9 protein-coding genes are annotated in these 8,501 nt (G+C 67.7%); 3 read left to right on the plus strand and 6 right to left on the minus strand.

Features of this window, described 5'->3' with window-relative positions:
* The coding region (locus JF66_RS23135) for an endonuclease/exonuclease/phosphatase family protein (RefSeq protein ID WP_369798050.1) at positions 1 to 129 on the minus strand (129 nt) is incomplete at its 3' end.
* Between the two features lie 91 nt (positions 130 to 220).
* On the opposite strand from JF66_RS23135, the gene JF66_RS16200 reads away from it, so the two are divergent.
* From JF66_RS16200 to cofC, 3 genes are all read left to right on the plus strand, one after another.
* Positions 221 to 1,222 carry a TIGR03557 family F420-dependent LLM class oxidoreductase gene (locus JF66_RS16200; RefSeq protein WP_035879643.1) on the plus strand — a complete coding sequence of 334 codons (1,002 nt, stop codon included), beginning with the start codon at positions 221 to 223 and terminating at the stop codon, positions 1,220 to 1,222.
* A complete protein-coding gene (cofE, locus tag JF66_RS16205; RefSeq protein WP_051973645.1) occupies positions 1,223 to 2,050 on the plus strand; it encodes a coenzyme F420-0:L-glutamate ligase in 828 nt (275 codons plus the stop codon).
* 151 nt (positions 2,051 to 2,201) lie between these two features.
* A complete protein-coding gene (gene cofC / locus JF66_RS16210; RefSeq protein ID WP_035879645.1) occupies positions 2,202 to 2,828 on the plus strand; it encodes a 2-phospho-L-lactate guanylyltransferase in 627 nt (208 codons plus the stop codon).
* A 74-nt stretch (positions 2,829 to 2,902) separates the two neighbouring features.
* On the opposite strand, the gene cofD is transcribed toward cofC, so the two are convergent.
* The 5 genes from cofD to JF66_RS16235 form a co-directional block, all read right to left on the minus strand.
* A complete protein-coding gene (gene cofD / locus JF66_RS16215) occupies positions 2,903 to 3,889 on the minus strand; it encodes a 2-phospho-L-lactate transferase (protein ID WP_035879647.1) in 987 nt (328 codons plus the stop codon).
* Positions 3,886 to 4,707 carry an ABC transporter ATP-binding protein gene (locus tag JF66_RS16220; RefSeq protein ID WP_035879655.1) on the minus strand — a complete coding sequence of 274 codons (822 nt, stop codon included), beginning with the start codon at positions 4,705 to 4,707 and terminating at the stop codon, positions 3,886 to 3,888. The genes cofD and JF66_RS16220 overlap by 4 nt, the downstream gene beginning before the upstream one ends.
* A complete protein-coding gene (locus JF66_RS16225; RefSeq protein WP_051973646.1) occupies positions 4,704 to 5,723 on the minus strand; it encodes a putative F420-0 ABC transporter permease subunit in 1,020 nt (339 codons plus the stop codon). The genes JF66_RS16220 and JF66_RS16225 overlap by 4 nt, the downstream gene beginning before the upstream one ends.
* Before the next feature lie 29 nt (positions 5,724 to 5,752).
* Positions 5,753 to 6,748 (minus strand): putative F420-0 ABC transporter substrate-binding protein, encoded by a 996-nt coding sequence (locus JF66_RS16230; protein WP_035879650.1) that lies wholly within the window; start codon positions 6,746 to 6,748, stop codon positions 5,753 to 5,755.
* A 160-nt stretch (positions 6,749 to 6,908) separates the two neighbouring features.
* Positions 6,909 to 8,276 carry a PLP-dependent aminotransferase family protein gene (locus JF66_RS16235; RefSeq protein ID WP_035879652.1) on the minus strand — a complete coding sequence of 456 codons (1,368 nt, stop codon included), beginning with the start codon at positions 8,274 to 8,276 and terminating at the stop codon, positions 6,909 to 6,911.
* Positions 8,277 to 8,501: the final 225 nt, after the last annotated feature.

The raw sequence follows: 8,501 nt of genomic DNA on the forward strand, positions 1-8,501 counted from the left end.
CGGGAACTGCTCCGGCTTGCATTTGATCTCCTGCATGGCGAGTACGTCGATGTCTTCGCGCACCATCCAGTCCACGGTGCGGTCGACTCTGGCGCGGATGGAGTTGACGTTCCAGGTGGCAATGCGCATGTGTCCAGCCTAAACGGGGCTGGTTGTGAATTCGGCAGTCAGACTGTTGCGCTTTAATGGTGAGGATCACCCGACGCTCAGGAAGGTCACCATGACGGAGTTGCAGATTGGCTACGCAGCCATGTTGGAGCAGTTCGCCCCCTCGGAGGCGGTTGCCCTCTCGGCGTATGCCGAGGAACACGGATTCAGCGGCGTGATGGCGGCCGACCACTTTCAACCCTGGGTACCGCAGCAGGGGCAGAGCTCCTTCGTCTGGAGCGTGCTGGCGGCAATCGCCGAGCGCACCAAAGGTGACCTCGGCCCCGGCGTGACCGCACCCACGTTCCGCTGGCACCCCGCCATGGTTGCGCAGGCCTCCGCGACGCTCGCCGCCATGTACCCGGGACGTCACTGGCTGGGCCTGGGCTCCGGGGAAGCCCTCAATGAGCACATCGTGGGCGTGTATTGGCCCGAAGCACCCGAACGCATCAACCGCATGTTCGAGGCCATCGAGATCATCTCGAAGCTCTTCACCGCCTCGCTCGCGGGCAAGGACGTGAAGCATTCCGGTCAGTTCTACAAGCTGGAGTCCACTCGCCTCTGGACCATGCCGGAGGTCGCTCCCGAGATTCTCGTCGCGACTGCCGGACCCGTGACGGCCAAGCGCGCCGGTCGCCACGCGGACGGCCTGATCACCGTGGGGGCACCGCTGGAGAAGATCTCCATGCTGTTCGGCAAGTTCGACGATGGTGCCCGCGACGCCGGCAAGGACCCGTCCACGATGCCCAAGGTGCTGCAGCTGCACATGAGCTGGGCGGAAACGGACGAAGAGGCGATGAAGAACGCGTTGCTGGAGTGGCCGAACGGCGGCATGAAGTTCCCGAAGGGCGACATCCGTTCACCCTTCGAGTTCGAGCAGATCGCCAAGCTCGTGCGCCCGGAAGACTTCGAGGGCCGCATGATCATCTCGGCCGACCCCGATGAACACCGCAAATACATTCAGAAGTTCGTCGACCTCGGTTTCGACCGTATCTACCTGCACAACGTGGGTCGCAATCAGCGCCAGTGGATCGACGTCTTCGGCGCGCAGGTGCTGCCGAAGCTCGTCCGCTAGGTGTCGGTGGGTTCAGTGCTGTCGGTCTTCGCGTTGGAGGGTATCGGCGAGGTCGTCGCCGGTGACGACCTCGCCGCGCTCATCGAGCGCGCGGCGGGAGCGACCCTGCAGCACGGCGATATTCTCGCCGTCACGAGCAAGATCGTGTCCAAAGCCGAGGGCCGGCAGGTGGCTGCCGCGGATCGCGAGCAGGCGATCACCGACGAAACCGTGCGCGTGGTCGCCACCAGGGAGCACCCGGGCGGCGTGACCCGCATCGTGGAAAACCGACAGGGTCTCGTGCTTGCGGCCGCCGGTGTCGACACGAGCAACGCGCCAGAGGGCATCGTGCTGCTGCTGCCGGTCGACCCGGATGCCTCCGCCCGCGCTCTCTGCGCCGAGCTGCGCGCACGCACGGGCCTGCTCCTCGGTGTGGTCATCACCGACACCGCCGGGCGGGCGTGGCGCGAGGGGCAGACCGACATTGCGATCGGTGCTGCCGGGATTGCGGTGCTCGACGACCTTCGTGGCACCACGGATGTCTCGGGTCGCCGCCTCGACGTGACGGTCGCCGCCGTCGCCGACGAGATCGCCGGCGCGGCAGATTTGGTGAAGGGTAAGACCAGCGGAAACCCTGTTGCCGTGGTGCGCGGCCTGGCGCATGTGGTGGGTGATCTCGCGCTCGCCGGGGCATCCGCTCTGCAACGGCCGAGCGAGAACGACATGTTCCGGCTGGGTTCGGCCGAGGCGCGCGCGGAAGGTTTCGCGGAAGGCTCCGACGAAGGCTATGCGACGGGGTACGACGAGGGGTACGACGAGGGGTACGCCGAGGGCGCTGGGCGGGTCTAGTAAGCGGCACGAGTGCTCGTTGGCCAGGCTCGAGCAGGCGGGACTGACCTTTACCGAGTGAGATAATTGAGGATGATCAGCCACATCTTCGTGATTGTCGACACCACGCAAGGATGTGCGCGCGGCCGTGCCGGCTTGACGGGGAAAGCCGATGAGCTGGGTTGCCGTCGTGCCGGTGAAGGGCAATCCGGGGGCGAAAAGCCGGCTGGCGGATCTGCCCGAGCGCGCGGCCCTCGCCGACGCGTTCGCCCTCGACACCGTGGCCGCGCTGGTCGCGGCCTCGAACGTGGAACGGGTGTTCGTCGTGACGGGAGACACCCGCCTTGCCCCACTGCTCGCGCACCTGGGCGCCGTCATCGTGGCGGAGAGCCGGGCTCCCGTCGATTCGCTCAACGCCGCCATCGGGCAGGGTGTGGCCGCGGCTCGCGAGGCATGCCCGCACGCGAACGTGGCGGTCTTCACGGGTGACCTGCCCGCGCTTCTCGTGAGTGACGTCGAATCCGCTCTCGCCCACGGGATGGCGCATGAGCGGTCGATGGTCGCCGACGCTGAAGGCACCGGCACGACAACGCTGCTGGCCCTCGCCGGAGTAGAGTTCCAGCCGCAGTTCGGTCCCGGATCCAGGGCGGCGCACGAGGCTGCCGGACACATCCAACTGAATATTCCTGCGTCGGCATCTATCCGTCGTGACGTTGACACGCCCGCGGATCTCGAGGTAGCTGGTTCGCTCGGCCTCGGCCGCTTCACCCGCGCTCTCGTCGGGGCAGCCGTGGTCTGAACGCCGCGCCGCTTGTGCGCGCCGCGCCCGTTGCCGCGGTCGCCTATCGCGAGAACGACGCGGCTTGCCGCCGATCAGGCCCGGGCGAGGGAGATCGCGGCGGCGGCCATGGCAGCCGTCGAGGCGTCGTCGCGCATCCAGAGCGGCACAGCCGCGGCACGGATGCCGGCGGCCGCGAGGGCGGGCAGCGCCGTCGCATCCGTTTCGTCCACCAGCCAGGCGTCGAGCAGTCCGCCGGCTGCACGGGCCCCGTAGTGGAGCCCCACCGCACTGGCGGAGGTCTCCACGCCGATCGTGTGCAGGCACGCGTCGGCCATGCCGCGCACGGCCGCCCCGCCGATGATGGGTGAGACCCCGACGACCCGCGCGTCGGTGGAGCTGAGGGCGGAGCGGATGCCCGGAACGGCCGTGATCGTTCCCACGGACACCACCGGGTTCGACGGGGGAAGGATCACCAGATCGGCCCGCTCGATGGCCTCGACCACCCCCGGCGCGGCCACGGCATCGGCCAGTCCCACCTGAACGAACTCCGTGACCGGAATGCCGGCGCGATAGCGAACCCACCATTCTTCAAAGTGCATAAGTTCGCCCGCCCGGTGCTCGTCCACGTCCCTGGCAAGACGAACGTGGGTCTCCACCGGCTGGTCGCTCATCGGCAACAGACGGGCACCGGGCTTCCAGCGTCGGCAGAGAAACTCGGTTACCTCGCTGAGGGTGGATCCGCTGCGCAACAGGTCGGTGCGCACGATGTGGGTGGCGAGGTCGAGGTCGCCGAGGGTGAACCACGACCAGCCGCGACCGTAAGCCGAGATTTCAGCGGCGGCGCGGCGGCTCTCGTCGGGCCTGCCCCAGCCCTGCTCCTCGTTGATGCCGCCGCCGAGGGTGTACATCACGGTGTCGAGATCGGGGCAGATTCGCAGGCCATCCAGCCACATGTCATCGCCCGTGTTCACGACCACGGTGACGGCGGCCCCCGGGTCCGTCCGGGCCAGGTGGGCGAGGAGGCCGCGGGTGAATCGTGCTCCGCCGACGCCGCCGGCCAGCACCGTGATGTTCTTCATGAGGTTCCTTGCGTGGTTGAGGTGGCCAGGGGGGAGAAAACGATCACCGGATGTCCGCCCCGGGGGTGGTCGACGATGTCGCATTCCACGCCGTAGACGGCCTTGATGGTCTCCGGGATCAGCACCTCGCGCGGCGTTCCGGCGGCCACGAGTCGACCGTCGTGCAGCAGCAGAATCCTGTCGCAGTACGCGGCCGCCAGATTCAGGTCATGCAGAGCCATGATGGCGGTCAGGCCCAGATCTCGTACCTGACCGAGGAGTGAGAGTTGCGCGCTCACGTCGAGGTGGTTGGTCGGCTCATCCAGCAGCAGCAGGCTCGGACGCTGCGCGAGCGCGCGCGCGATCTGCACGCGCTGCTGCTGGCCGCCGCTGAGGGTGTGCCAGAGTCGATCGGCGAGCTCTGCGGCGCCGACGGCGGCGAGGGCATCCGCGGCCACCTGCTTGTTGTCGTCGCCGCCGAAGCTGCCGAGCAGGCGGGTGCGGTGGGGGATGCGGCCGAGCAGGACGACCTCGACCACGGACAGATCGACGCTCGGCGCGGTGTTCTGCTCCAACAGGGCGATGCGACGGGCCACCTCGCGGCGGGGCAGCGTGCCGATGGCGACGCCGTCGAGCGCGACCGTTCCGGTATCCGCCCTGTCGATGCCCGCGATCAGCCGCAGGAGCGTTGACTTGCCCGCGCCGTTGGGGCCGAGCAGGCCCGTGATGGTGCCGGTGGCAACGGATGCCGACACGTCGCTCAGAATGCGGGTTCCGTCGATGGAGAACGACAGGTCGGTGAGGGTCACCCCGGAATTCGTGATCCCGGAATTGGTCATGCCCATACGGCCGACTTCTTTCGCTTGATCAGCAGGATGAAAACCGGTACGCCGATGAAGGCCGTGATGATTCCCACGGGCAGTTCCCTCGGGTCGAAGACCGTGCGGGCGAGAGTGTCGGCGATCACCAGGAAGAGCGCCCCGCACACGGCCACGAGCGGCAGTAGCCGACGGTGGCCCGGACCGCTGAGGCCGCGCACCAGATGCGGAAGGATGAGTCCGACGAATCCGATCGAACCGCTGACGGCCACCATCGCCCCGGTCAGCAGGGCCACCGAACCGAGGAGTGCCCACCGGGTGGCGTTCACGTTGATACCGAGGCTCGCGGCCGACGTGTCACCGAACGCGAACGCGTCCAGCCGCGTGGCGGAGAGCACGATCGCCGTTCCGACCACCACGAGTGCGCCGAGCGAGATGGCGACGCTCTGCCACGTTGCCCCCGCCACGGAGCCGAGCAGCCAGTTGAGTATCTCGCGGTACGAATCGCCCTTGGCCGCCCAGAAAATCACGAAGGAGGTACCGGCTGCCGCCAGCTGGGCGATGGCGAGACCGGAGAGCACCGCGCGCGCCGGCGTTATCGTGCCGCCGACGCGGGCGATGCTGAGCGTGGCGAAGAGGGCGATCAGCGCACCGAGGAAGGCCGCAGCAGGCAGGGCGAAACCCACGCCGAGAATAACCACACACACCGCGCCGAGCGATGCCCCCGACGACAGGCCCAGCAGGTACGGGTCGGCGAGCGGATTGCGCGTGACGCTCTGCATCACGGCGCCGCTCAGGGCCAGACCGGCGCCGACCGCCGCCGCCGTGAGCACCCGAGGCAATCTCAGCTGCCACACGATCGAGTCGATGAGCGGCGGCACGGTGGGGCCGAAAGGAATTCCGATTCGCTCGGCGAAGGTGCCGAGCACCTGGCTGAGGCTCACATTCGCGGGGCCGATCGTCACGGCGATCGCGCAGGCCAGAAGCAGGGCGACCGTGGCCACCGCCAACCAGCCCACGTATCGCCTGCGCGTCACGGCCTCACCATCGAATGTCCCTCGTGCCGTTACTCGGGGAGTGCGGCGAGCTGGTCGATGGTCGAGGCGGCGGCCTCGACATTGCGGATGCCGGCCTCGGTGGACGCAAACGGCAGCACGATGTAGCGCTTGTTGACGACGGCATCGAGGCCCTGGGTGGCGGCGCTCGACTCCAGGTTGGCGATTTTGTCGGCCGCGGTGTTCCACGTGGCATCGACGAGCACGATGACATCCGGGTTCGCCTCGATGATGGACTCCCAGCCCACCGACGTCCAAGTGTCATGCACGTCGTGGAATATGTTTCTGAGCCCTGCGGCATCCATGATCATCTCGGGCGAGCCTATGCCTGCACCAACATACGGGGTGTCCGTTCCGCTTGAGTACCACAGCGCGGTGGGCTTGGTGGCGTCCGTCGTCGCGACCGGGTTGAGGCCTGCCAGATCGGCCCGGAGCGAGTCGACGAGCGTGGTTGCGGCATCCGTGACACCGAAGATCTGACCGGCCTCGGTGATCTCGGAGAAGACCGAGTCGAACGTGAGCGGGTCGGGCATGGAATCGCCCTTGCAGGCGGCCGGGGAGACGTAGCTGCCGATGCCGAGCGTGGTGAGCGCGTCACGCTCGCCTACTCCGTCGGCGGAGAAGTTGGACTCCCAACCGCCGTAGATGAAGTCCGGAGTGAGGCCGAGCACGGCCTCCTGGCCGGGCAGGAAATCGCTCACCACGTTGAGTGCGAAGCCCGCCGCCTCCAGGTTCGCCGGCAGGGGGCCGTCGAGGAAGGCTGATCCCACGATGCGGTCCTTCAGCCCGAGCGCGAGCATCAGCTCCGTGGTGGAGGACTTGATGGTGACGACCCGCTGGGGCTCTGCGGCCACGGTCACGGCAGTGCCGCAGTTTTGCAGCGTGACCGGGTATCCCGTCGTGGCGGCGCTGCTCTCGGAGGCGGCGGGGGCCGGAGTGGAGGCGCAGCCGCCGAGCAGGAGGGCCGATGCGGTGACAGCCGATGCAGCGAAAAGGTGGCGTTTCATTGTTCTCGCAGACGCTTGAGCGCCGTCGCACGAGGACGTGCGCGGACGAAGGGGGAGGGTAACGAGCAGGACGTGACTGTGACCTGCGGCTCAAATCGAAGCCTGCGCTACCGGCTATACCCAGCCAGCGGTCTGGAACAAGCCTAGGCCAACGCGCGGCTCAGGCCCATCGTGGGCCGGGGGCCTGGGTGTTCCGCACGGGAGGCAGCGCAGCCTGCACGAGTGCCGCCGCCACGAAGTCAAAGTCTGTGGGCAGCGCGGCTGCCGTGACGCGGATGAATTCCCCTGAGTGTTCGTCCGCGAGGAATGGGGAACCGCCGGCCACGCGAATTCCCGCGGCCGCGAGGCGCACGAGGGCCTCGCGTTCGTCGTGCACGGGCAGCCACGCGTTCATACCATCCGCCTGCGGCGCCTCCATGCCGCACTCGGCAAGGGCCAGGCGCAAGGCACGCTGCCGCGCGAAGTAGATGCGACGCGCCTCGCTGACCTGGGCCATACTGTCGCCCGCGGTCAGTAAATCGTGGAGGATGCCCTGGAGCATGCGGCTGGTCCAGCCGGGGCCGAGCATGCGGCGCGCCACAATAGCGTCGATGAGTTCCCCCGGGCCCCCGACGGCCGCGATGCGCAGGTCGGGTCCATGGGTCTTCGAGTAGCTGCGCACGTGCAGCACCCGGTCGGGCAGCCAGCTGCCAAGGCTGACGTCGGGGGCGATGCTGATCTCACCCGAGTGATCGTCTTCGATCACGATCGTTTCGGAGGCTTGCGGGATGGTGCGCAGCAGCCGCGCGAGCTCCGCGGCGCGCGCTGTGGGCATGGATGCCCCGGTGGGGTTCTGGGCTCGGGGTTGCAGGATCACGGCTGCGGGGGAACGCCGGAGGGCGGCCTGGAAGTCCGCGGGCACGATGCCGTGCTCGTCGATTGCGACGGGCAGCCGTTCGATTCCGAGTTGGTCGAGCAGATCGAAGAACGGCGGGAACCCGGGGTTTTCCACGATCACGCGGTCCCCGAACCGGGTGATCTGGTCCAGGCTGCGGGACACCGCGTCGAGCGCGCCGTCGACGACGGTGATCGCCTCAGCCCGGTAGGGCCAGGTGTGCTCGAGCACGGCCAGGAGCTCCGGGATCACGGGCAGCGCGAGGTAACTCGGCGTGACGGCATGTTCCTGAAGGCGGGACAGCGCGGGTCCAAGACTCGGCAGCAGCAGGGGGTCCGGGGTTCCGCGGGAGAGGTCGAGGCGCACCTCGCTCGACTGGCCGGCCATGGATCGGCTGCGCGCCGGCAACCAGCGCGGCGCCGTGCCGAGCACGAAGGTTCCGCTGCGGCCGCGGGAGACGATGAGTCCCACGGAAGCGAGGGCCTGCCAGGCGTGGCTGATGGTGGCCGGGCTGACCGCCAGCGCGCTTGCGAGCTGCCGAACGGTGGGCAGGCGTTCGCCCTCGGGGAGGCGGCCGGAGGAGATGAGCCGCCCCACATGAGCCGCGATTGCGGCCGGTGTGCGGTCTTCGAGGCCGTGAATGAAGATCTGCAAATTGCTTGCCTCGCAGTCGATAGGTCGACAGGATGATTAACGCGTGCGTCACACAGAGAAACACATTTGAAATGTTTACGTCAAATAATAACAAAACCGGACAACGCAGTCCGATGGAGTGTGACGTTCTGAACCAGTGGAGGCAACAGCATGAGCGACGGCAACAACATAGTTCGAGCGGCCATTACCCAGGCCACCTGGACAGGGGACGAAGAGTCGATGATC

The organism is Cryobacterium sp. MLB-32 (assembly GCF_000738085.1).
Classification (GTDB): domain Bacteria; phylum Actinomycetota; class Actinomycetes; order Actinomycetales; family Microbacteriaceae; genus Cryobacterium.

Coding starts and splice junctions, on each gene's coding strand:
- JF66_RS16200 (WP_035879643.1), top strand. CDS start 221: ATGACGGAGTTGCAGATTGGCTACGCAGCCATGTTGGAGCAGTTCGCC.
- cofC (WP_035879645.1), top strand. CDS start 2,202: ATGAGCTGGGTTGCCGTCGTGCCGGTGAAGGGCAATCCGGGGGCGAAA.
- cofD (WP_035879647.1), bottom strand. CDS start 3,889: ATGAAGAACATCACGGTGCTGGCCGGCGGCGTCGGCGGAGCACGATTC.
- JF66_RS16220 (WP_035879655.1), bottom strand. CDS start 4,707: ATGACCAATTCCGGGATCACGAATTCCGGGGTGACCCTCACCGACCTG.
- JF66_RS16230 (WP_035879650.1), bottom strand. CDS start 6,748: ATGAAACGCCACCTTTTCGCTGCATCGGCTGTCACCGCATCGGCCCTC.